Origin of the sequence: Acinetobacter sp. SA01 (genome assembly GCF_011319235.1) — a bacterium.
Classification (GTDB): Bacteria; Pseudomonadota; Gammaproteobacteria; order Pseudomonadales; family Moraxellaceae; genus Acinetobacter.
The window spans coordinates 479,976-504,543 of the sequence record NZ_WXXM01000001.1 but is presented as its reverse complement, the minus strand read 5'-3'; the positions used below and the strand labels follow the sequence as shown (position 1 = coordinate 504,543).

At 43.1% G+C, this 24,568-nt stretch carries 18 protein-coding genes and 8 tRNA genes; 17 read left to right on the top strand and 9 right to left on the bottom strand.

Annotation, left to right across the window (positions count from 1 at the left end; all coding sequences use genetic code 11):
• Nucleotides 1-51 precede the first annotated feature (51 nt).
• The 4 genes from GTU69_RS02505 to GTU69_RS02490 form a co-directional block, all read right to left on the bottom strand.
• Nucleotides 52-1,767, bottom strand: a complete 1,716-nt coding sequence (locus GTU69_RS02505) for a proline--tRNA ligase (RefSeq protein WP_166167663.1) — start codon at nucleotides 1,765-1,767, stop codon at nucleotides 52-54.
• A gap of 96 nt (nucleotides 1,768-1,863) precedes the next feature.
• The gene (locus GTU69_RS02500) at nucleotides 1,864-4,968 is read right to left on the bottom strand and encodes an efflux RND transporter permease subunit (RefSeq protein WP_166167660.1); all 3,105 of its coding nucleotides are present in this window, start codon (nucleotides 4,966-4,968) and stop codon (nucleotides 1,864-1,866) included.
• Between the two features lie 26 nt (nucleotides 4,969-4,994).
• Nucleotides 4,995-6,101 (bottom strand): efflux RND transporter periplasmic adaptor subunit, encoded by a 1,107-nt coding sequence (locus tag GTU69_RS02495; protein ID WP_240921571.1) that lies wholly within the window; start codon nucleotides 6,099-6,101, stop codon nucleotides 4,995-4,997.
• Nucleotides 6,102-6,180: 79 nt separating this feature from the next.
• On the bottom strand, nucleotides 6,181-6,825 hold the full coding sequence (locus GTU69_RS02490; RefSeq protein ID WP_166167654.1) for a hypothetical protein: 645 nt from the start codon (nucleotides 6,823-6,825) through the stop codon (nucleotides 6,181-6,183).
• Between the two features lie 280 nt (nucleotides 6,826-7,105).
• Between GTU69_RS02490 and pilG the strand changes: the two genes are divergently transcribed.
• From pilG to GTU69_RS02460, 6 genes are all read left to right on the top strand, one after another.
• Nucleotides 7,106-7,489, top strand: coding sequence for a twitching motility response regulator PilG (gene pilG / locus GTU69_RS02485; RefSeq protein ID WP_086195987.1), 384 nt, complete (start codon nucleotides 7,106-7,108; stop codon nucleotides 7,487-7,489).
• 23 nt (nucleotides 7,490-7,512) lie between these two features.
• A complete protein-coding gene (locus tag GTU69_RS02480) occupies nucleotides 7,513-7,881 on the top strand; it encodes a response regulator (protein WP_086195986.1) in 369 nt (122 codons plus the stop codon).
• A gap of 5 nt (nucleotides 7,882-7,886) precedes the next feature.
• Nucleotides 7,887-8,423 carry a chemotaxis protein CheW gene (locus GTU69_RS02475; RefSeq protein WP_086195985.1) on the top strand — a complete coding sequence of 179 codons (537 nt, stop codon included), beginning with the start codon at nucleotides 7,887-7,889 and terminating at the stop codon, nucleotides 8,421-8,423.
• Nucleotides 8,424-8,468: 45 nt separating this feature from the next.
• Nucleotides 8,469-10,541 (top strand): methyl-accepting chemotaxis protein, encoded by a 2,073-nt coding sequence (locus GTU69_RS02470; protein ID WP_086195984.1) that lies wholly within the window; start codon nucleotides 8,469-8,471, stop codon nucleotides 10,539-10,541.
• A 173-nt stretch (nucleotides 10,542-10,714) separates the two neighbouring features.
• Nucleotides 10,715-15,184, top strand: a complete 4,470-nt coding sequence (locus GTU69_RS02465) for an Hpt domain-containing protein (RefSeq protein ID WP_166167651.1) — start codon at nucleotides 10,715-10,717, stop codon at nucleotides 15,182-15,184.
• 4 nt (nucleotides 15,185-15,188) lie between these two features.
• Nucleotides 15,189-15,647: a hypothetical protein gene (locus GTU69_RS02460; protein ID WP_166167648.1), complete on the top strand. Its 459-nt coding sequence runs from the start codon at nucleotides 15,189-15,191 to the stop codon at nucleotides 15,645-15,647.
• A gap of 76 nt (nucleotides 15,648-15,723) precedes the next feature.
• Here the strand turns inward: GTU69_RS02460 and dapE are convergent, their stop codons facing one another.
• The 3 genes from dapE to GTU69_RS02445 all read right to left on the bottom strand — a co-directional run bounded on the left by dapE (nucleotide 15,724) and on the right by GTU69_RS02445 (nucleotide 18,135).
• Entirely contained in the window at nucleotides 15,724-16,860 is a 1,137-nt protein-coding gene (dapE, locus tag GTU69_RS02455) for a succinyl-diaminopimelate desuccinylase (protein ID WP_166167645.1), read from the bottom strand.
• 129 nt (nucleotides 16,861-16,989) lie between these two features.
• Entirely contained in the window at nucleotides 16,990-17,139 is a 150-nt protein-coding gene (locus tag GTU69_RS02450) for an entericidin A/B family lipoprotein (protein WP_086195980.1), read from the bottom strand.
• Between the two features lie 126 nt (nucleotides 17,140-17,265).
• Nucleotides 17,266-18,135: a DUF1853 family protein gene (locus tag GTU69_RS02445; RefSeq protein WP_166167642.1), complete on the bottom strand. Its 870-nt coding sequence runs from the start codon at nucleotides 18,133-18,135 to the stop codon at nucleotides 17,266-17,268.
• Nucleotides 18,136-18,231: 96 nt separating this feature from the next.
• Between GTU69_RS02445 and GTU69_RS02440 the strand changes: the two genes are divergently transcribed.
• The 11 genes from GTU69_RS02440 (at nucleotide 18,232) to GTU69_RS02390 (ending at nucleotide 20,894) form a co-directional block, all read left to right on the top strand.
• Nucleotides 18,232-18,615 (top strand): YbaN family protein, encoded by a 384-nt coding sequence (locus tag GTU69_RS02440; RefSeq protein WP_166167639.1) that lies wholly within the window; start codon nucleotides 18,232-18,234, stop codon nucleotides 18,613-18,615.
• Nucleotides 18,616-18,622: 7 nt separating this feature from the next.
• Entirely contained in the window at nucleotides 18,623-19,153 is a 531-nt protein-coding gene (gene elsL / locus GTU69_RS02435) for a cell wall-recycling L,D-carboxypeptidase ElsL (protein ID WP_166167636.1), read from the top strand.
• 292 nt (nucleotides 19,154-19,445) lie between these two features.
• A tRNA-Val gene (locus GTU69_RS02430) sits at nucleotides 19,446-19,521 on the top strand.
• Between the two features lie 26 nt (nucleotides 19,522-19,547).
• Nucleotides 19,548-19,624 (top strand) — tRNA-Asp (locus GTU69_RS02425).
• 47 nt (nucleotides 19,625-19,671) lie between these two features.
• Nucleotides 19,672-19,748, top strand: a tRNA-Asp gene (locus GTU69_RS02420).
• Between the two features lie 21 nt (nucleotides 19,749-19,769).
• A tRNA-Val gene (locus tag GTU69_RS02415) sits at nucleotides 19,770-19,845 on the top strand.
• Between the two features lie 13 nt (nucleotides 19,846-19,858).
• Nucleotides 19,859-19,935, top strand: a tRNA-Asp gene (locus GTU69_RS02410).
• 31 nt (nucleotides 19,936-19,966) lie between these two features.
• Nucleotides 19,967-20,042: transfer RNA gene (locus GTU69_RS02405), tRNA-Val, on the top strand.
• 58 nt (nucleotides 20,043-20,100) lie between these two features.
• A tRNA-Asp gene (locus GTU69_RS02400) sits at nucleotides 20,101-20,177 on the top strand.
• Nucleotides 20,178-20,282: 105 nt separating this feature from the next.
• Nucleotides 20,283-20,358, top strand: a tRNA-Val gene (locus GTU69_RS02395).
• Between the two features lie 74 nt (nucleotides 20,359-20,432).
• Nucleotides 20,433-20,894 (top strand): DUF2750 domain-containing protein, encoded by a 462-nt coding sequence (locus GTU69_RS02390; protein WP_166167633.1) that lies wholly within the window; start codon nucleotides 20,433-20,435, stop codon nucleotides 20,892-20,894.
• Nucleotides 20,895-20,896: 2 nt separating this feature from the next.
• Here the strand turns inward: GTU69_RS02390 and GTU69_RS02385 are convergent, their stop codons facing one another.
• The gene (locus GTU69_RS02385; RefSeq protein ID WP_166167630.1) at nucleotides 20,897-21,676 is read right to left on the bottom strand and encodes a YdcF family protein; all 780 of its coding nucleotides are present in this window, start codon (nucleotides 21,674-21,676) and stop codon (nucleotides 20,897-20,899) included.
• Between the two features lie 121 nt (nucleotides 21,677-21,797).
• Entirely contained in the window at nucleotides 21,798-24,434 is a 2,637-nt protein-coding gene (locus GTU69_RS02380) for a sulfite reductase flavoprotein subunit alpha (protein ID WP_166167627.1), read from the bottom strand.
• Nucleotides 24,435-24,568 lie beyond the last annotated feature (134 nt).

The following is a 24,568-nucleotide window of genomic DNA, read 5'->3' as shown; positions in this document are numbered from 1 at the left end:
GAGGATATAAAAAATCCCGCAGTTAGCGGGATTTTTTATTTTAAAGATGAATTACTTTGCAATTTTAGCGAGCAATTCTTCTTTTGAAATATTGACAGATTCAGCATCACGGCGACCTTTATATTCAAAAGTCCCTGCATCCAAACCTTTCTCACCAATGACAATACGGTGTGGAATCCCGGTAATTTCAAGGTCAGAGAATTTCACCCCTGGACGCTCGTCACGGTCATCCAAAATCACGTCATAACCCGCGGCTTGCAGTTCTGCATAAAGTGCTTCAGCAGCTTCCAAAGTACGTGGTGATTTATGTGCATTCATTGGAACAATCGCAACTTCAAACGGTGCAATTGCAGAAGGCCAGATAATCCCTTTGTCATCGAAGTTCTGTTCAATGGCAGAGGCTACCACACGCGTTACACCAATACCGTAGCAACCCATGGTTACAATCGTCGGTTTGCCGTCTTTACCAAGCACTTTGCAGCCTAAAGCTTCAGAGTATTTTTGACCCAATTGGAAGATGTGACCAACTTCAATACCGCGTTTAATTTGCAGTGTACCTTTACCATCTGGAGATGGGTCACCTTCAACCACATTACGTAAGTCATAAACTTCAGTAAATGTTGCATCACGTTCCCAGTTGACACCTGTTGCATGTTTATCGGCTTCATTAGCACCGGCAACAAAATCAGAAAGCACAGATGCCGCGCGGTCAACAATCACGGTAATGCCTTTTTCAACCAGACCTTGTGGACCAATGAAACCAGTGGTTAAGCCAAGTTCAGCAATTTGAGCTTCAGTTGCGAATGTTAAAGGCGCAGCAATTAACGGATGCTTTTCAGCCTTAATTTCATTCAGTTCATGGTCGCCACGTAAGAATAAAGCAATTACTGGAATAGCTTTACCTTCTTCAGCGACACCCTGCACGAGCAAGGCTTTTACAGACTGTGCAGCATCGGTACCTAAGAAGGCAGATACATCGGCAATGGTTTTTTGAGCTGGTGTATCGACCAGTTTTAATTCCTGAGTTGCGGCCGCACGCTCACCGACAAGAATTGCTTCAGCCATTTCAACGTTGGCAGCATAATCAGATTCGGTAGAGAAGGCGATATCATCTTCGCCACTTGATGCCAAAACGTGGAATTCATGTGAACCTGAACCGCCAATTGAGCCAGTATCGGCCTGTACTGGACGGAAGTCTAAGCCCAAACGGCTAAAGATACGGCAGTACGTGTCATACATCACGTCATAGGTTTCTTGTAGTGAAGTTTGATCGATATGGAAAGAATAAGCATCTTTCATGATAAATTCACGTGAACGCATCACACCAAAACGTGGACGGACTTCATCACGGAATTTGGTTTGTACCTGATAGAAATTGATTGGCAGCTGTTTGTAGCTTTTCAATTCATTTCGTGCAAGATCGGTGATCACTTCTTCGTGTGTAGGGCCAAGCACAAAATCGTTATTATGACGGTCTTTAAAACGTAATAACTCTGGACCATATTGCACAAAGCGGCCGGATTCTTCCCAAAGGCTTGAAGGCTGGGTTACTGGCATGAATACTTCCAGCGCTCCTGCACGGTTCATTTCTTCACGGACAATCGCTTCAACTTTATTTAGCACGCGTACGCCCATCGGCAACCAAGTGTATAAACCCGAAGCCAATTTACGAATCATCCCCGCACGTAACATGAGCTGATGTGAAATCACTTCAGCATCATTTGGGGTTTCTCTTAACGTAGCAAATAAAAAGCGACTCGCGCGCATGGAAACTGTCCTAATAATTAAGCGTTAAAGCATAAGATTATACGATAAAAAATGAGGTGAACATTTCAGAATGTCACCTCATGTCAAGTGGGTTTATTATGCCATGATTTTTTGGATTTGGCGCGTCATAAAATTCTTCAAGTCATCCAGGTAGGTGAAGATCACAGGAACCACAACCAGAGTCAATAGGGTGGAGGTGATTACGCCCCCAATCACGGCATGGGCCATGGGTGCACTTTGTTCGCCACCTTCACCCAGACCCAATGCAAGAGGAATCATCCCCATCACCATGGCACTGGTGGTCATTAAAATAGGGCGTAGACGGGTTTTACCCGCTTCTATAATGGCATCATAACGATCAACCCCACGATCCATGGCTTTTTTGATGAAGTCAATTAACAGGATGGCATTTTTGGTCACTAATCCCATCAGCATGATAATGCCAATAATGGAAAACAGGTTCATGGTGGAATTAAACAGGAATAAAGCCAGAAACACCCCAATCAGCGAGAGGGGAAGGGAAGCCATAATCGCAGCAGGATGAATGAAGCTGTTAAATTGTGAACCCAGTACAATATAGATGAACACAATGGAAAGGGTAATGGCGGTTAAGGCATAACCTGCCGATTCGGCCATGTCTTTATTTGCACCTTGCGTGGCAAAGCTATAACCGGGTGGTAAATCAAAGTTATCTTGAATTTTTTTAATGTCTTGACCGATATCCCCTGCAGGGCGGCCTGCTGTATTGGCTTCTATCAGGACTTCGCGGGCCAAATCACGGCGGGTAATTTGCGATGCCCCCAAACTTTCTTCGAAGTTTGCCACACTGGCTAGAGGCACTAAAATAGGCTGGCCAGAAGCATCGGTTTTTTGTGAATTCAGATAAAGATTTTCAATATCGCTCGGTAAGGTGCGTCTGTTTTCAGTCAGGCGAAGATTAACATCATAGATTTCGCCTTTTTCATCTTGCCAAGTGGTAACGTTGTCGCCTGCAATTAAGGGACGAATGACACTGGCGATTTGATTGACAGAAAGACCTAAATCACTGGCAAGGACACGATTGATATGAACCGCCAAGGTGGGCTTAGGTTCTTTAAGTGAACTTTCCAGATCGACGATACCTTCGACTTTGGAAATTTCTGCCAGAAAGCGATCGGAGATTTTTTGCAGTTCGTTCAGGTCGGTACCTTTAATGGAAATCATGATCGGTTTTTGCCCTCCCGAAACCGTTTCATCTGCCGAAGCCACCGAGGTAATGGTAATACCCGCTACACTTTGCAAGCGCTGGCGAAACTCATTATTCAGTTGGGTCAGGGTCTTATCACGCTCCAGACGAGGCGTGACCTTGACGCGTATGCTGACATGGTTTTTACCACGATCCGTTACCCCATTGATAATGCTGTAGGTATTACGTACATCTGGATACTGGCGCATAATATTCTCCACTTGCAACAACTTGGCTTGTGAATATTCGAGTGAGGCATCTACAGGCGTTTCAAATTTAATTCGAATTTCGTTTTTATCTGGAACAGGAACAAATTCCGTACCAATCAATTTAGATAAACCCAATGCACCAAAAAGTGAAGCTGCGGCCACTATCAGGGTTAAAATACGGAAGTGTAGTGCCAGTTTTAACAGTTTTTCATAGTAATGGCTTAAATGATCAAGCCTATTGGATATCCAGTTAAAGAAGCGCTTTATTCTGCTGGGTTTCTTGTTTGGATTATGTTTTTTAGCCCAGTGTGCAGAAAGCATGGGATCGAGGGTAAAACTGACAAACATTGAAATCAGCACGGCAGCGCTGACCGTTACTCCAAATTGATAGAAGAATTTACCGATAATGCCGCCCATAAATGCAACTGGTAAAAATACCGCAACAATGGTCAGTGTCGTGGCTAAAACCGCCAGCCCAATTTCTTTAGTGCCATCGAGTGCTGCCGTTACAGCATCTTTGCCCATATCGGCATGACGGACAATATTTTCCCGCACTACAATGGCATCATCAATCAACAGACCAATACTGAGGGATAATGCCAGTAAGGTCATCATGTTAATAGTGAAGCCGAAAGCCCAAATAAAGGTTAATGTCCCCAACAGGGAAATCGGTAAGGTCAGTCCGGTAATGGCAGTGGAACGAAAAGAACCCAAGAACAGCAAAACAATCAGAACAGCGAGAACCGCACCTTCAATAATGGTCCGTGCAACATCTTTAATACTGCCACGAATGCCTTTGGAGCTATCGACGGCAACTTTAGCCACAGTACCCTCGGGTAGCTGTTGCTCGATTTTTGCTAGGGCTTTATAGCTGGCATTGACCACATCAATTACATTGGAATCCGAATTACGCAGAATATCAATCGCGACCGCAGCTTTACCATTTAAATAAGCACTGGATTCCAGATCGGCTTGACCATCTTCAATGCTTGCCACCTGTTTTAGAAAAATAGGAGCACCATTTTTATTGGCAATAATCAGGTCACCAAACGATTGCGGATGAATCACTTTGGATTTGATTTCCACCACCAGTTCAGATGTGGGCTGTTTTAAGGTTCCTCCCGGAACTTCAATATTTTCACCTTTCAAGGTATTGATGACTTTATCTACACCAATACCAAAGCTTTGCAGTTTTTGCGGATTGACTTCAATACGAATCTGGCGTTGTGCATCGCCCAGTAAATTGACTGTACCCACGCCCGGCACGGTGCGAAGTTGCGGGACAATCTGCTGACTTAAATAGGAACTCAAGTCTCGTAACGGCATGGTCTCTGATTCAAACACAATCGACATCACCGCATTGGCAGTAGGGTCATAACGTTCAACAACAGGATCCTGAATTTCATCTCGAAACTGGGCGGTAACAGGAGCAATCTTATCGCGAATATCCTGGGCGGCCACCGCAGAAGACATATCCAGATTGAATTCGACAATAATGGTCGACAGCCCTTCACTAGACTGGGAAATAATCTGTTTTAAACCTGAAATGGTATTGATCTGGTCTTCCATTTTTTTGGTAATTTCAGATTCAATGGTTTCAGGGGAGGCACCTGGATAGGAGGTATAGACTACAACAAATGGAAAATCGACATCGGGAAATTCTTCTACGCCCATGCGTTGCCAAGATGCCAGCCCCAGTACCAGTAAACACAACATCATCATGATGGTGAAAACAGGATATTTAACGCTAATTCGGGTAAACCACATAAGAACAATCCTGTACTTATTTTTTATTATTTATTGATGACGACCGCTTGATGAATGTCCTGGTCATTAAATTTAATACGGCTCATTTGGTCGGCATTTTGCAGTCCTTGCACCACAGCCAAATTATCCCGATAGCGCTGTTCCAGAATGACCAGATTGACCTTTTCAATTTTGTTCTGGCGGATCACCCAGACATAGGGTTTATCTTTGATATTCTGAATCACATCGAGCGGAATAAGCTGACCTGAAACTTGAGTCGAAGCAAGAATGTTGCCTTCCACGAAAGAACCAATACTCAGTGAGTTAATGGTTTCATTCGGTCGGGCAAAGAATTCAATCTGACGACTGGCAGGATCGGCAATCGGGGAGATGCGTGTTAAAACAGCAGTCAGTTGAGCTGGATTACCTTGAATGGTGTATTCAATACGTTGTCCCACTTTTAAAGCGGCTTGCATGTCACTTGGCAATTTGGCCTGAATTTCTAGCTGACTCGGATCCACGATTTCAAACAGGGTCTGGCCAGCAGCAACGGTTTGACCAGCATCGACCTGGCGCTGTGTAATTACTCCAGAAAAGGGGCTATAAATAGTCCCTTCACGCTCGGCTTTTTGGGCAATATTGACACTAGCCTGTTGCGCATGCACATTTTCCAGTTGCGCCTGATAGTCGACAGCAGCCTGTTCATATTCAACTTTGGAGATAAAACCTTGATCCAGTAAGCGTTGTTTGCGCTGCATCATATTTTTAGCGAGATTGGCCTGCGCTTGCGCTGCTGACAAATTGGCTTGGGCTTGCGCTAAACGTGCTGCATTATCTTGATTATTCAGGCGAACCAAGACCTGTCCCTTAGCGACCGACTGTCCGACCTGGACATAGACCTGGGTTGCAGTGGCAGTGACCTGAGCCTGTATGCTACTTTGATTGACTGCACGAAGAGTACCGGTAAAAGCACTTTTTGCGACAAAAGTGCCATTCTTCACGGAAACTAGATCTTTTTCAATTAATTCAATTTTTGTTGTGGTTTCTACAGGTTTTTCTATTTCATTTTTTTGGCAAGCTGTTAGAAATAAAATTAAACACAGAACGCTGCCGGTTAAATATTGCTTATGGTCACTTAATTTAGATTTTTTCATATGCTGTCCAGATAGCATGTAGCTTCATCCTTTTTATTTATTGTGACTTAAATTAAGTGCTTCATAGCCTAAATACAATTTATTCAAGCGCTTTTAAGCGAGCGATAATATTGTCGTATTTTGCTTGAGTATTTCGATAGTTAATTTGTAATGATTGAATCATTGCTTTTTTTGCTTCAATATTCTTTTGATTATTCTCGATTGTATTTTTCAAGCTGGCTGGAATGTCTTCAGCTTTACGTAAATGTTCAATCTGTTGACGCTTAAAATAAATACGGTCAGTTTGTAATTGCTTTAACTGGTCTTGCTGAAAGGCAATTTGCTTTTTGATGCTGGTTAATATGTCATTACGTTTTGCGAATGCAACTTGACTATTACCATAAGCCTTTTTTAGTTTTAAGTCTGCTGCCTGCTGCTTGGCGTGGGCTGCACGTTGCGGTGCCTGTTTAATATCGGCTTCAGTATTATAGGCACGATTACGCCGGATGACCTGCATGTTCTGGTCCAAAGCTTCATAGCCATAGCGAATATGATTGGGGGTGACATTGGTGCTAATATTGGCTATACCCTTACTGTCATAATAGCGATACCAGGTGGCTTTAGGTGGCGGATTTTCAGCATATGCCAATGCCGATTGCAAAACCAGAAAAGAAAGAAAAATGAATCTAAAGTTCATTTTTTTTTGTGCAATGAAAGCAAGTTTGTATTTAAACTGACTTTGCATTGTAACCCCCGAATAAAAGTTGACTAAATTACTTATTTTTAAAGTAATAAATGAGCTATATTAGACTCAAAATAAGTAATAAAAAACCTCTGTCTGTCAAAAAAAAATCATTGGTCGATAGAAAGTGTGAAGTCGTTATTGAAAATAGACTAAAATGAGTCTTCGTGCGGAAAATGTTCGTTGAAAAGGCAAGTAAAGATATGTTAAAAATGTTTGTAACTTGTAATAAAATTTTTGACTAAAATTGTTTGTACATTCTAAAAATGGGAAGGATCATTAAATGGACGAAAAATTCCAAAATCTAAAAGTGATGGTGATTGATGATTCAAAAACCATTCGTCGTACAGCAGAAACATTACTCCAACGTGAAGGTTGTGAAGTCGTGACCGCAGTAGACGGGTTTGAGGCTTTGGCAAAAATTGCTGAAGCAAATCCGGATATTGTTTTTGTAGATATTATGATGCCACGTTTAGATGGTTATCAAACTTGTGCATTGATTAAAAATTCGCAGAATTATCAAAATATTCCAGTCATTATGCTGTCAAGTAAAGATGGTTTATTTGACCAGGCAAAAGGTCGTGTTGTTGGTTCGGATGAGTATTTAACCAAACCCTTTAGTAAAGATGAATTGTTAAACGCAATCCGCAATCACGTAACAGCATAAGTTTATTTTTATTGGGGAAAAGCATGTCACGTATCCTTATCGTTGATGATTCACCTACGGAAACATTTCGTTTTAGAGAGATTTTAACCAAGCATGGCTTTGAGGTGATTGAAGCAGCAAATGGTGCTGATGGTGTCACAATGGCACAAGCAGAATTGCCAGATCTAGTGCTCATGGATGTGGTCATGCCTGGTGTAAACGGTTTTCAGGCAACACGTCAGATTGCCCGTGGTGCTACTACCAAACACATTCCGATTGTGATTGTCAGTACCAAGGACCAAGCCACTGACCGCGTTTGGGGGAAACGTCAGGGGGCAAGTGATTATTTGACCAAGCCTGTAGACGAAAACCAATTAATTGATGTGATTAAACAACACCTCAATGCAGGATAAGCTCTATGGCAGCAAATGGATTTATCGAATTACTTCGGATTGCTAAACGTGGTAACAAAAACTACGTTACAACTGAAAATGAAGTAAACCGATGGTCAGGCATTGCTTTTGAGATGATGGGGCAATATTTTGTGGCCCCTTTGGGTGAAGTATCTGAAGTGATATATCCACCAAAATATACTCCGGTTCCAAATACTCAGTCATGGGTGATGGGACTGGCCAATATTCGGGGACGTTTACTTTCCGTCGCTGATTTGGCGCATTATATTTCAGGACATCGAAGTCAGTTTTCACCGACTCAAAAAGTATTGTGTATTAGTCATAATGACCATTATGTCGGTTTGGTGGTAGATCAGGTTTTGGGGATTCAACACTTTAATAAGAAGAGTTTCTTTTCTAAAAACAGTGAATTAGATAGCAATTTACAAGAATATTGTCAGGGTTATTTTTATCAGCATAATCAGCACTGGCATGTTTTCTTATTTAGTCGTTTATTGCAAAACCCAAAATACATGAATGCCTCTATAAAATTTATAAATTAATAGTCGCAAGCTAAAGAATGATAGCGCAACTCGGGGAGAAGCTGGATGGGCTTTAAACTTAAAAAGAAAAATACAGGTGAAGGCACCAGCCATAATGGCGGGAATGCTTTAGTCGCAAAGATTCAATCACAAACAGAGCAATTATCACGTGTATTTGGTGACAGTGAAAAGTCCAAACCATTAATTTTGGGGGCAGCATTTTCTCTGGTCGTAGCACTCTTCCTGTTATTGTACTTATTCTATAGTGTACCGCGTAACAATGAATTGACACGTAGTGTGGGTGATTTGCGTCTATTGTCACAAACCATTTCACGTCAGGCAACTGATGCAACTGCTTCAGGAACCAAAGAGTCGATTGATAAATTAATTAAATCGCAAAAAGAATTTGCTGAAAACCTGGAAACGGTTAAAGATATTCATCCACATACAGCTGCATTGGTTGAGGTGGAAAAGCAGTGGAAATCGCTATCAGAAGGGATTGATTTAATTTCGTCTCAACAGAAAATGATTAACAAGCTGTACGATACCAATATTGCAATTGGTGAGTCGATTCCGGGAATTCAGGCAGAATATAACCTGATGGTTGACCAAATGGCGCGTCAAAACATGCCGTCTAACCAGGTGGTTATTGCCAAAAACCAGGTATTCATTGCGGAACGTATTTTGCGTTCGATCAGTTCGGTACTCACAGGTAACGATAACTCGCGTGAATCTGCGGATGACTTCAGTGCCGATACTGAAACTTTCGGTTCTTACCTCAATGCCCAGCTCAATGGTAGTGCAGAACTGGGTGTAGAACGTATTGATGATCCGGCATTGCGTGAATCACTGACAGGCATTAAAAGCGAATATGATGATGTACTAAAATCAGCTTCTGCAACAATTCTTTCAAACTCGGCGCAAATTGTAAAAGTACGTCAAGCTTCTGCTGCAATTTTTGCCCAGTCGGATGAATTGTTAGCCAACCTGAATAAGCTATCTGGTGGTTCGAGCTTGGCTATTGCGCTTCCTGCCTTGCTTTTAATCCTGTGTCTGGTTGCTTTCCTGTTTTCTGTATTCAAGTTGCTTGCATTACGTGGCCAGTCAGATAAACAGCGCGTGGCAAACCTGCAAGAAGAATATGACCGTAACCAGAATGCGATTTTACGTTTACTGGATGAAATTGCCGACTTGGCGGATGGTGACTTGCGTTCATATGCAACGGTATCGGAAGATTTTACCGGAGCAATTGCCGACTCCATTAACTTCGCGATTGACCAGTTACGTGACCTGGTATCACGTATTACTGAAACGTCTCAAGAAGTTGCGCAATATACAGCGAATACCCAAGGCATTACCCACCAGCTTGCTGAAGCATCTGAACACCAGGCACAAGAGATTGCCGGTGCATCTGCCGCGATTAACGAAATGGCGATGTCTATTGACCAGGTATCTGCAAACGCGGAAGAATCTGCAGTGGTTGCGGAGCGTTCGGTACAAATTGCTGCCAATGGTGCAGAGGTTGTAAACCGTTCTATTGAAGGTATGGACACCATCCGTGAGCAGATCCAGGAAACATCTAAACGTATTAAACGTCTGGGTGAATCTTCTCAGGAAATTGGTAACATCGTTGCCCTGATTAACGATATTGCCGACCAAACCAACATTCTGGCATTGAACGCTGCAATTCAGGCATCTATGGCGGGTGAGGCTGGTCGTGGTTTCGCCGTGGTAGCCGATGAGGTACAACGTCTTGCGGAACGTTCAGCTTCTGCAACCAAACAGATTGAAGGCTTGGTAAAAACCATTCAGACAGATACCAACGAAGCTGTAATTTCGATGGAGCAAACCACTTCCGAGGTTGTTCGTGGTGCAAGCTTAACCAAAGATGCCGGTGTGGCACTGGATGAAATTCAAAACGTATCGACCAACCTGGCGCGATTGATTGCCAACATTTCGGATGCTGCAAAACTTCAGTCTGCTTCTGCTGGTCACATTGCGACAACGATGAATGTCGTACAAGAAATTACCTCGCAAACCACAACAGCAACCTTCGATACAGCACGTTCGGTATCGGAACTGGCAAATATGGCCGAATCATTACGTGAATCTGTAACCGACTTTAAATTACCTGACTAAGTTAATTAAAAAGCGTTGCAGTGATATTCCCTGCTTTCGGGCAGGGAATATCCATAAGACACAGATCAAGCATCGACAAGATGAACTTAACTTCAAAGTTAGGTCTCGCGTGATGGTGACAATTAAGTTTGAGCAACCTTCTTGGTGGCAGATAAACGTAAGAAGCCTAAGCTATGAAAGAAATATTAAAAAATTTAGTTGAAACGACTACGCTTCCTGAAGATAGTTATCTTGATCAAGATGCAGAAATTCTAGAAATTTTTGTTGAAGAAATAGAAGAAATCTTCGTTGAATTAAGTACTTTATTTACAACTTGGTTGGAAAATCCGAATGACCAAGAAACTTTAACGACCATTCGCCGTCATTTTCATACCCTTAAAGGTTCTGGCCGTATGGTTGGGGCGAAATCTGCGGGTGAGTTGGCATGGGCGGTTGAAGATACTTTAAATCGGGTTATTTCCGGCACAGTACCTTTGGACAGCACAGTTCAACGATTTGCCCAAACTGTATTTAATATTTATCAATACAAGTTATACCCAATTTTCAAAACTGTTCAAAATGCTGATATCGACTTAAGACCTTTAGTTTTATTGGGGCAGCAAATTCAGCAGCAGGTCAGTTTGGAGCCTGCACTAGAAGAATTGCTTGAACTGTCTAGCACACTGACCAGTGTCAATAGTCTCACTGGCCTGGAATTGCAGGATCAAACATCTATTGAATCAGAGCCTGAAACGGCAATTGAAACAACGGCTGCAGTAGCGTCAGTCGCAGCAGACGACAACAATGATATTGAAGAAACGGTCGCGATCTTTATTGAAGAAGCGGAAGAACATCTGCTCACGATTGACCAGTTCCTGAAAAATGAACAGGAACAATATCAGGATTATAATGGCCTGATCCGTGCCTTGCATACCTTGCGTGGCAGCTCTTCTATGGCACATATTGATCAGATTTTTGCAGCCAGTACCAAGGTTGAAAACTTATTTAAAACACTTTTACAAGAAGAAATTGTCTCTACCTCCAGCCAGACTGCGTTGCTAATTCAATATGCTGAATTTGTCCGTGATTATTTACATACTTTAAGACAGGGTCAGACCCAGAAACTTGATGCGATATATGCCACCTTTAATTCGGCATGGGACGACTATGGTTTCAGTTCTGCAGAAGTGGATGAGGATGTTAATCCGCAAGGTCTGGTGTCCAAACTGCTCGAATTGAATATTGATTTACTTCTGGATGCTGAATTCGAATTTGAAAAACGTGCCAAAGTAGAATATCCGGAATACATTCAGGCCTTAAGTCAGCAGGCACAGCAATTATTGGACAATACTGATAATCGTGCTGCGATGGGCATCTATCAATTTACCCATGAATTGAAGTCTGGCTATGAAGCTCTGGTATTAAAACCGGAACTGCTCAATATCGACTATGCATATGATCTGTTTGGGCAGGCACATCAAGAGTTCATTCATCTGTTTGATACACTGGCGGCAGGTCAGCGTGTTATTTTAACGGAAGATATCCAGAAAGTTCTGAATGATCTGGCAGCCTTTGTTCAGCAGGATCTTGAACAGTTCGAAGTTCAGGAACCGAATCCTGCAACTCAAGCTGAAGCCTCACCAGCTGCTGCTTCAGGTATTGTAGATCTGGCACAGATTTCACAAAAAATTGGTTCAGACCGCGAACATATGCATGCTGCTGATGCAAATCGTGATTTTGATGAAGATTTGTTGGATATCTTTCTGGAAGAAGCAGAAGAATTACTGGGCGGGATCGATCAAGACTTGAATACCTGGTCGAAAGATCCGTCCGATACTGCGGCACTGAATAATTTAATGCGTTATTTGCATACCCTTAAAGGGGGTGCCAATATGATTCAGGCGACTCATATTGGCTTAATTGCGCATGAATTGGAAAGCATTTATGAACGCGTGATCCGTCATCAAATTGAGGTCAATCCGCAACTCATCAGTATTATTCGCTTAGTACAAGATGATCTATCAGACCGTATTCAAGTCATTCGCGATGAGCAGATTGATTATTCTGGTGCTGAATCGATTGAAATTTTGCATAATATTCAGGCGATCGCTCAAGGTAGTGTGGCTGTAAGCACCGCAGTTGCGGAAGTCGAAGTTCAGGCTGAACCTGAAGTTGCAGCTGAAATTGAAGAACTTGAAACTGCAACGACAGTAGAAACAGAAATTGAACCTGAGATTCAGCTTGAAACTGAAGTGGAAGCTAAAGCCGAAGCTGAAACAGCTGCTGAAGTTGCCTTGGCAATTCCAGACCATGTTGAAGAGCCGGATGACAGTATCCGTTTAATTGCAGAAGAAACCTTCTGGGAAGAAGCAAAAGAAATTCTGGAGTCTACAGATAGCCTGTTGAAACAGTGGTTTGAGCAGCGTAGTGACCGTAGCTTGCTGCTTCAATTACAGCGTGCAGCCCACAGTTTGAAAGGTGGCGCACGTATGGTGGAAAATGAACCGGTAGGGGCAATTGCTTACCAGCTGGAAACCACCTTCGAACGCTTTGCGGTGCATCAGTTCAACTCCAATGTTTATGACCTGTTATTGCAAACGACTTTGGCATGGTTAAAGCAGGCCATTTTCGAGCATGATTACAGTAATTTTGACAGCGTCAAATTAAGTTTAGAGTCGATTGAATTTGTTGATGTCATTGCGCAGTTACCTAAGCGCGTGGCCGAATCGGATACGCTGTCTACGGCTAAAGTCTTTGAATTTGTTCAGGGTGATGGTACCGAACCTCCAGCAATGATGGGTGAGTGGGATACAAGTAATCAACAGGACAACAGCAATGAAATGATCCGTATTTCTGCCGATCTGGTCGAGAAAATGATCGACTTGTCTGGTGAAAATGCGATTAACCGTTCACGTATTGAAATGGACTTGGGACAGTTTAGTAATACGCTGAACGAAATGGAACTGGCGATCAAGCGTCTGGCTGACCAGTTACGTCGAATGGAAGGTGAGCTCGAGTCTCAAATTATTGCCAAACATGGTGATAATTCACGTTATGCCGATTTTGACCCTCTGGAGATGGACCAATATTCATCATTAAACCAGTTGTCAAAATCGCTGGCGGAATCTGCATCTGACTTGGTCGATTTCAAGACGACCCTGTCAGAAAAAATTCGTGATACAGAAGGTTTACTGTTACAACAATCCCGTATTCAAGCCGAGATTCAAGAAAGCCTGATGCGTACCCGTCTGGTACCATTTGATCGTTTATTACCACGTTTACAACGAATTGTGCGTCAAACCTCTTCCACCCTGAACCGTCCGGCCGAGCTGGTGGTGCAAAACACCGAAGGTGAATTGGACCGTAACATTCTAGAGCGTCTGGTTACACCGTTCGAGCACATGCTGCGTAATGCGATTGACCATGGTCTGGAAGACACTCACGTACGACATGAGTTACAAAAGCCTGAAGTCGGGAAAATTGTTCTCAATATTAGCCGTCAAGGTACAGATGTACTGGTGTCATTCAGTGATGACGGTAAAGGGATTGATGAAACAAAAATTAAAGAAAAAGCACTCAGCTTGGGTTTAATTAAAGCCGATCAATCCATTGATAAGCAGGAAATCCTGCAATTAATTTTCCATCCTGGATTTACTACTGCCAAAGAAGTGACGCAAATTTCCGGACGCGGTGTAGGTCTGGACGTGGTGCAAAGCGAAATTAAGGCGCTGGGTGGGCATATTTCCATCGATTCTGAATTGGGTAAAGGGACCACCTTTACCATTCGCGTACCAACTACGGTGGCTGTAAGTGATGCCTTGATGGTTAAATCAGGCGACCAGCAGTTTGCCATTTCACTGGCACAAATTGACCGTATTGTACGTATTGCACCATCAGCACTGGAAAAATATTTCAACAGTAAAGAAGACTTCTTTAAAATTGATAACACCAGTTACAAACTGCGTTATTTATCCGAATTTGTGTCCAATCAGCCTTTACCACGTTTAAGTAATGTTGCCCATTCTTTACCTGTATTGCTGATTAAAGGCAATAGCGGTCAAACTATTGCACTACTTGTGGATCAGCTGATTGGTTCGCGTGCACAAATTGTGGTGAAACCGATCGGTCAGCAATTCTCAAGTGTTGGCGCTGTTGCCGGAGCGACTATTCTAGGTGATGGTCAAGTCTGTCTGATTCTGGATGGTCAGAATATTGCCCGACAAATTCAGAACACTCAACGTCTTAAACATGTGTCTGATCAACGTGAGCATTCGCGTTACAGTAATGCACGCCGCCTGATTATGATTGTCGATGACTCGGTGACTGTACGTAAGGTGACCTCACGTTTACTTGAGCGTCAAGGCTTTGATGTGGTGACAGCCAAAGATGGTCTTGATGCCATGGAGCAGCTGGAAAATGTCAAACCAGACTTGATGTTGCTGGATATTGAAATGCCGCGTATGGACGGTTTTGAAGTCACGAATCTGGTTCGTCACCATGACGTGCATCAAAACTTGCCTATTATTATGATTACTTCAAGAACAGGCGAGAAGCATCGCGAACGTGCATTCAGCCTTGGCGTAACGCACTATATGGGTAAACCGTTCCAGGAAGCGGAATTGCTGCAAAATGTTGAAAGTTTGTTAGAAACCAGCCAGGGGTAATTGAATGAGCCAAAATAGTGTTTCAAACTCTGCTGTTGATCGCATTTCACAACAGGAGTTACATCACCTTATTACGGTATCTACCGGATTTATCGATACCTATATCATTGAGTGTCATGGCAAGGAAGCGATGATTCTTCCGCAAAACATTGTCTTGTCTGCGCTGGATAGCACTACACAGGTGCCTTTTGTGGAATGGCATGAATTGAAGCTGCCAGTGTATGCTGTGAATGATCCGGAGCGCAAAACGGGTGTAGCATTGGTCATTGAAGGCGATGATGTTAGTCAGCGTTTTGCCCTGATGTGTAATGAGATGCCAAAAACGATTCGTCTGCGTATTTCTGAAGTGGTAGATGAAGAACGCACGGCAACAGACCCTGATGTATTCCAGTATGTACGGATGGGAGATCAGGTGTTTTATGTGCCTAATCTCGAACACATTCAGTCTTCTTTAGGATTGTAATGTTGAAGCATTTATAAAAGGTGGGTAATAAAAAAGGAACTGTTCAGTTCCTTTTTTATTTTATGTGGTTACTGTTTTAGCGAGCCAATAAGCCTTCTAGAATTTGTTCGTAAATTTCAGCAAGCGGTTCCAGATCAGCAACATTTACATGTTCGTCAATTTGATGGATGCTGGCATTTAATACACCGAGTTCCAGCACCTGTGCACCTGTAGGAGCAATAAAGCGGCCGTCAGAAGTACCGCCACTGGTAGAAAGTTCAGTTTCAATACCGGTGACATTACGAATGGCATTTTTAGCAGCATTGACCAGTTCACCGACTGGGGTTAGGAATGGCAAGCCAGATAATGTCCATTCAATATCATAATCAAGATTATGACGGTCTAGAATTTCTAAGGTACGTTCTTTTAACTGTTCAGCAGTAACTTCAGTTGAATAACGGAAGTTAAATAAAAGATTCATACTGCCTGGAACCACGTTGGTTGCACCGGTGCCGGCATTGATATTGGAAATTTGGAAAGATGTTGCAGGAAAATATTCATTACCATTGTCCCACACCGTATCGCACAGTTCAGCCAGGGCTTTCGAGGCAGTATGAATCGGGTTGATGGCAAGGTGAGGATAAGCCACATGTCCCTGTTTACCTTTCACAGTCAATTTGGCATTCAATGAACCACGACGCCCATTTTTGACCACGTCACCTAACTGTTTGGTACTGGACGGTTCACCGACCAGACACCAGGTCATTTTTTCATTACGGGCTTCTAAAGCTTCAACAACTTTCACGGTACCGTTAATGGATGGGCCTTCTTCATCGGAAGTAATGAGAAATGCGATAGAACCTTTATGGTCTGGGTGTTTTGCTACAAAACGCTCTGAAGCCACCACCATCGCTGCCAGGGCTGTTTTCATGTCGGCACTGCCACGTCCATACAGCTTACCATCGCGAATTTCCGGTACAAAGGGGTCCGAATTCCAGGCATCTAAACTCCCGGTAGGTACCACATCAGTATGACCTGCAAAACATAAAACAGGTGCTTCAGTACCTTTACGTGCCCATAGATTGTCCACGTCTTCAAAACGCATCGGTTCAATATTGAAGCCGATTTTTTCCAGACGTTCCGCCATGATATTTTGGCAGTTATGATCGATTGGTGTTACAGAAGGCTGACGTAGCAGTTGCAGGCTTAAATCAAGGGTAGCGGAAGAGGTCATGCGATTTTCATAAGTCGATAAATTTGTCTGCACTATAATAGGCGAATATGTCCTTGAATGTGAATGACTGCCCTAAAATTGGTATAAAAAAACCCTATCTTGGATAGGGTTCTGTGCGCTGAAGACAAACTAGTTTTTGCGGATTTCCTCAGAAGTTTTTTCTGCAGTATCGGTTACAGCCTCTCCAGCTTTAGATACATCTTTACCCATACCTTTAAACGTATTACAGCCAGTTAAAGCAAACGCAATAATGAGGGAAGCAGCAAGAATTTTTTTCATCATCATCTCCAAGTCATTCATTATTTTGATGTGAATTCAGGTTAATTAATGCACAGTCTAAACAATAGGGTTTTTTGATGGTAGAAAAGTAAACATTTGTTATAAAAATAGACAATTCTCATAAAATTAGCGATGCATCTCTTGAGCAAGTAGCGGGGCATTGCGGTACATATAGAAATTATTTTGATCTTTTTGCAGATATAAGCCGTTACTCCACCACTGTGCGGTATCGCTACTGATATGCTGCTGCGGACAGATCCATTCGAGTCGCTGTAGGCGGTAAAATTGAGCACTTTGCGGAGGAATATCGCTTCCCCAACAGCCTAAACGTCGCTGTCGATTGACCCAGTTGGGAAGGCTGTTTGTTGTGCTTCCAATAGGTAGATAAAGTTGTCCTTTGAGTACCGCAAAACGCTGCTCAATGTTGTGTTCTAGTGCATCCTCAAACTGAAACTGCTTTTGGCTAAAATGATTTAATTTTCGCAATAAAGTATCGCTACGGTTTAAGCCATACCAGTAGGGCAAAGAACAATCCCGTTCCGCCAGATAATATTTTAAAGCCACTTCCCAGTGTTCAATGGCTTGGGTTTCGGTATTCAATAACAGAAAATCGAGTTCACCCAAGGTTTTAGGTCCCGCAATTTTCTGAATGCTGTGACCGAGCAGTTGATAAGGGTGATAGTCTTGATCGAGCAGCCAGAACCAGACCAGCATTTCAAAACGCAGCCCTAAGCGCGTGCTTTTGAGTTGTTGTAAAAAGCTTTCTAATTCTTGTGGATGCTGATCTAAATACAGCAATCTGGAGTGATAATTCTGAAAATGGCTACGCCATACGGCATCATCATGAAATTGAAAAGCATGCTTGAGTACCATTTCGGACGGGATGTGGGCTAAAATATTTGGACTGCATACACAAAAGGCCAGTTGCCGAACCAGTAAATTTTTAAATTGCAACCACGGTTCTTCAATATGAGTGACCTGATTTAAAGCAAACATAGCAACCCCGGGCAATAAATTAAAAAGTGCAGAATGACAACGGATAATATGCAAAAACACTTTATACTACCGCAATTAGTTGTATAGGGTAGTGCTATGAAAATGTTGTTTTGGCGAAGTTTAGTGATGATTTTTGTCATCCTGGGCTTTATCGGGGCACTTTTACCGGGTATGCCAACAACAGTATTTCTGATTTTAGCTGCCTGGTCGGCTTCGAAAGGCTGGCCGCAAATGGATGCCTGGTTGCTGAATCATCCTAAATATGGGACGACCTTAAGGGCATGGCGTGAAAATGGCACCGTACCACGCAAGGCAAAATGGTTCGCCACTATCATGATGATGATCAGTGGAATCATCATGTTATTTACCAATGCACCGCTTTTGGTGAAAATCTTCACTGATCTGACCATGCTGACAGTGGCCATCTGGTTATGGCTACGTCCTGAACCTTCAGCAGAACCAATCAAAGATGGTGAGTGATTTTGTTATGGCATATTCTTTAGAACAGGCGGATATATGGATTGATTTGGTCGGGCAACACCTGACCTTGCCCAAACATAACAAATCTTATGTCATCTCTACAGGTAAAAACGGGATTGGCGAGCAAGAAAATTCCGGCAAGACTCCTCGGGGCTGGCATAAAGTGGCGCTTAAATTTGGTCATAGTGCTCCGAAAAATGCAGTTTTTAAAGCACGGCAGCAAACCGGTGAAGTCTATGATGCAGCATTGGCTGCACAATATCCTGAACGCGACTGGATTTTATCGCGTATCCTTTGGTTAAGCGGTCTGGAAGAAAATTTTAATCAGGGTGAGGGCTGTGATACCTTTCAGCGTTATATCTATATTCATGGCACCCCCGATACAGAGCCTATGGGGATTCCATTGTCACATGGCTGCATCCGGATGCGTAATCAAGATGTGATTGAATTATTCGAACTGATCGCTGAGGATGCTTTGGTGTTTATTTCAGAACAGCGTTTGAATTTAAAGGACGGTACACAGGCACTCGCTGATTAATAACGTGATAAAGCATTAAAAGCTTAACATCCTGCTGAATATATAGCAGATAAAAACGGCTGTATTCGCCAGTAGTTCAAAAATTATTGCAATATTTTGCTTAAAAATGACTCGGTGATTTTTGGGTTTTTGCAGAAAATAGTAAATAAGTTATCGAAATTGTTTGTTTTTATAGCAAACAACCTATTTTTTAATCACTCAAACGTAAAAAACCAAAAACAGTCAGAAAAGCGTTTGACAGTCTGTCAGGATTCTCTATAATGCACCTCATCAAACGATGAAGACGTTTAAAGGGCGCTTAGCTCAGTTGGTAGAGCGTCTGCCTTACAAGCAGAATGTCGGCGGTTCGATCCCGTCAGCGCCCACCAAGCTCTTTAATGTAAGACACTTTAGTGCAGCGGTAGTTCAGTTGGTTAGAATACCGGCCTGTCACGCCGGGGGTCGCGGGTTCGAGTCCCGTCCGCTGCGCCACTTAAGTTCTTAATATTCGTTTGCCACAATAGCGACATTGTGTAATTGCAGCGGTAGTTCAGTTGGTTAGAATACCGGCCTGTCACGCCGGGGGTCGCGGGTTCGAGTCCCGTCCGCTGCGCCATTTACATGATAGACCTTTTGAGGGCGCTTAGCTCAGTTGGTAGAGCGTCTGCCTTACAAGCAGAATGTCGGCGGTTCGATCCCGTCAGCGCCCACCAGATTTTTTGTGATGCAGCGGTAGTTCAGTTGGTTAGAATACCGGCCTGTCACGCCGGGGGTCGCGGGTTCGAGTCCCGTCCGCTGCGCCATCCTAAGAATCAAAAATGCAAGACCCTTTGAGGGCGCTTAGCTCAGTTGGTAGAGCGTCTGCCTTACAAGCAGAATGTCGGCGGTTCGATCCCGTCAGCGCCCACCATATCTTTTGAAGATATTTTCTTTTTTAGATATAAATACTTAGAAATAAGTATCGTGATGCAGCGGTAGTTCAGTTGGTTAGAATACCGGCCTGTCACGCCGGGGGTCGCGGGTTCGAGTCCCGTCCGCTGCGCCATTTTTAAAATGTCTTAAATCCCTGAGTTTAAGATATCAATACCAAGACTACGCGCTTCGCTTGTCTTGCGTCATAAAAAATAACCATGTTATTTTTTACCCCTCAGGGCGCTTAGCTCAGTTGGTAGAGCGTCTGCCTTACAAGCAGAATGTCGGCGGTTCGATCCCGTCAGCGCCCACCATACATTCTCCTTGATCAAATTCTATTTTTCTCCTAAAATCTTTAGTTAATAATAATTTTAACTATTGAAAAATCATGAGAAATCCATATCAACGCAAGGCTGCGTCTAAAACCCAAAATAATACTTATAACGCGCAAGAGATCTATAAACAATTTGTTGAAACGATTGTGGCTCAAGGTTATGTTCATGCCCTGTATGAAGATGGTTGGGCATTATGTGCAACGCCTACCGGTCAGCGTGCATTTGCCATCTGGCAAAGCAAAGGCCTGGCAAAATTGCTGGTGAAAGACAATTGGGCAAATTATCATGTTGAGGATATTTCACTCAAAGATTTTGTTGAAAAAGTCATTCCTTTTTTACGTCAGGAAAGTACCTGTGTATCGATGGATTTGACGCCAGAAGGTCAAAATGTGCTGGTGGCACCAGAAAAATTATTATTGGATATCAAAAATTATCTGTATCAGATTTACCTGCAAAAACCTGAATTGTTTAAAGATGAAAAACTGCCTTTGCCTCGTAGTATTCGTTTGAACTGATTTTAGTATTCCTGTAACAGCCAGCCACTAATAAAGGCAAAGTATTCGCGTAACCAGGAGTTATAGCGAATATAAAGCGGAGTCGGAGCGCTAAGGGTAAATATTTGTTGGTAACCTTGATGTTTGGCAATAGCTTTGGCACGTAAAATATGAAAGTCACTGGTGACAATGACAACAGGCTGCTGCAGCGAAATATGTTGCTGTGCCAGTAAAGGCTGTACGTTGCGCAGATTTTCCGTAGTGCTGGTGCTTTTGGCTTCTAATAAAATACGTGAGGGGGCAAGATGCTGTTGTTGCAGATATTCAGACATTATGGCTGCTTCAGAAATCTGTTCTTTAAATCCTAAACCTCCGGTCACGACCAGCAGGGCTTCCGGGTAACGTTTGGCATAAGCAGCCCCAACATCTAAACGCTGTTTTAAGGTAGGAGAGGGACGCCCCTTTTCAATACCACTGCCCAGTATGATGACGGCAGAAGCAGGCTGAACAGTATTGAACTGCTGGATGTTATATTGTAGATAACTGAAAAATATCACCAATGTGCCGAGCCAGAGAAAAAATCCAGCCCATGCACAGCCCCATAAAGTCTGTCTTAATGGGGTGAGCTGAATAAAGTTTTGAATCCGGTTAAAAAACAGGGCATAGAGCATGAGTCCTATACCGATGATCAATGGAAGAATAATACCTAAGTGAATTTTATCCAGTGCAAGTAACCATAAACTGTCCAGTGCCAGTAAGCTGCCCATAATGAAGCTGAGACTGCGTTTAAAAATGCTGGACATAGGATGGACTCGGGATGAAGATTTGGGCTTAGTTTAAATGGATTATAGGCTGTAAGAATAAAAAACCGAGCTTTAATACTCGGTTTTTTACTTGATTTAGATAATGAGATTAAACGATGAATTAATAAACATCACGACGATAACGTCCATCTTGGCGTAGCTGGTCAACTACAGCTTCACCCAGAATGTCGGTTAAAGCCTGATCGACATCGCTGGCCATACCATTGATACTGCCGCACACATAAATCACCGCACCATTCTTAACCCAGGCTTTTAGTTCCTGTGCCTGTTCACGCAGTTTATGATGCACATAGACTTTTTCTGCCTGATCGCGTGAGAAAGCCAAATCCAGGCGTTGCAACATGCCAGTGGTTTGCCAGGCTTCAATCGTGCTTTGATAGAAGAAGTCATGTTCACGCTGGCGTTCACCAAAGATCAGCCAGTTTTGGGTATAGTCCTGACGGGTACGTGCATGTAGCAAGCTCATTAAGCCTGCCAGACCGGTGCCGTTACCAATACAAATGATAGGATGGTTGTCATCAATCAGGTGGAAAGATTCATTGTTACGGATGCGCAGTGCAATCTCGCTATTTAACGGGGCATGCCGAGTCAGCCAGCCTGAACCCAGACCCAATTGGCCTTGAGCATCTGACTGTTGGCGTACCACTAAACGCAGAACTTGCTGTGAAGGAATGCTGGCAATGGAATATTCACGTGAAGGCAGCATCGGAAGTTGCTCCAGTAAATGATCCATATTGGCAAAAGGTTCAACTTCACCAGTCAAATCTTTGTTCCATAAGGCCTGTTCAATATTGATCTTTAACGAATCTACAGAGGTATTCGGCTGAATTTGATGCTTTTGCATAAACCGGGCAATATGTTCAGCACTGTTACCGGGTTGAATCTCGGCGATATCACCGGCTTGCCAGCTCACTTTATGATCCGGCTTTAACTCGATATTAAAGGCTGGGGCACCGAGGCTGTTCGGGTTGAGCAGATCACGTTGGGTTAAAGTCCAGCGATCGAAGGTTTTTTCAATATTCATGGCTTGCAATTCAAGCTGGGTTACTTTTGCTAAAGCCGTATTCCATGCCTGAATCTGCTCTTGATTGGTATTATCCACTTCAATGATATTAAACAGCTGCTGCGCACCATTCTGTTTTAACCAGTCATCAATTGCATGGCCAAAATGACAGAAAGTGTCGGCATATTCGCGCGAACCCAAGGCCAATACTGCATAGTGCAGATGGCTTAAATCAGCTTTTTTGCGCAGTATTTTTTTGGCAAAACCTGATGCTAAATCAGGTGCTTCACCAGTACCGTAAGTACTTGCTACAAATAAAACCTGTTCGGTATTTTTTAAATCATCCAGATTCAAATGTTGTACAGATTTCACGCTCACAGGCTGATGAGCCTGTTGCAGGCTGGTTGCTGTACGCCATGCCAGCTGTTCTGCCGTACCGGTTTGTGACGCATAGACAATCAGCCAGGGTTTTGCAGTGGCATCAATATTGACCGCGGTTAATCCATGACGTGCAGTTTGAGTCAGTTTCTTCTGTTTGCGACGTTTCAGGTAGAGCATCCAGCCTGTAACAAAGAACAATGGCATACTCAGAGCAGCCAGCATTGCCAGGAACTGGTATACAGGACCAAAGAAGCTACCACGGTGTACCGGCAGCATGCTACTCATGATTTTTTCATTGAGTTTTTTATCTTCGTAAAGTTCCATCTCTTTAATGCTAGATGCTTGATAATCAAATATGACTTTGTTGCGTGTGCGTTCATGTTGCGGAATGGCATCGACAAAGCTAATTTCAAGTTCACCATTGGCTTTTTTCGGGATATTCAGGGTAATGCTTGAATAATCACGGTCCACTTGAGCATTAAAGCCGTTCCAGCTTTGACTAAGAGCCAGATGGATCTGTTCCGGGTTTAAGCCTTTTTTCTCGGGTTTGTCACCACGCTGAGGTTCACCGGCTTTTTCAGGGTTACCTGTAGCTGTATTAGGTAATGCTTCGCTCGAACCCTCACGGTTGCCGCGTGCTTCACCACCTTTTGGCGCTTCAGCTTCACCTTTGGCTTGTGGTTGTTCAACACCCATCACGGTATACAAGCCGCTACGCCACCAGCCATAAGACCAGGTTAGGCCTGTACACGCGATAATCAGGAAGAAAATCACCACCCAGGTACCCACAACCGCATGTAAGTCCCAAAGGAAATTACGACCTTTCAGTTGTGGCTTAAGCATGAACCACTGTTTAAGAGAATGCTTTTTCGGCCAGCGCAGATATAGACCACTGAGTACAAAAAAGATCAGCATGAGGGTACAGGCCCCGGTGATCTGCTTGCCGACGGGTCCAACGGTTAAATTGCGATGCAACTGCTCGATAAACTTGAAAAATTCTCTTCCTTTAATCTCAGGTAACACTTCGGCTGTGTAAGGATTAATCATCATGGTATAGCCTTTACGTGCACCTTCTTTGACAATATTAATGCTTGAAGATGCTGTCGGGTCTTTGGCCACGGTGATGCTGTTAATTTTCATTTCCGGATCAGTTTTTTGAAAATGCTGATACAGTTCGGCAGGGGTTAATTTATCTTGTTTTTCAATCTGGACGGTATAGCTAGCCGGATTGAGCCATTTCTGGATAGGCTGTTCATATGAATAAATGGCACCAGTTATCCCCATAATGGAGAGGATTAAACCGGCAGTAATACCAAGAAACCAGTGAATCTGGAAAAAGATTTTTTTTAACATAGCCGAAAAAACAGGGTGAGAAACAGAATTAACCTGAATTATAGCTGAACTTTTCCAAAATGATATCGATTTTGTAGGTAATATTTATTCTCATTATCATTTAATTTTGTCGGAATTAAAAAACCCCCAGTCTG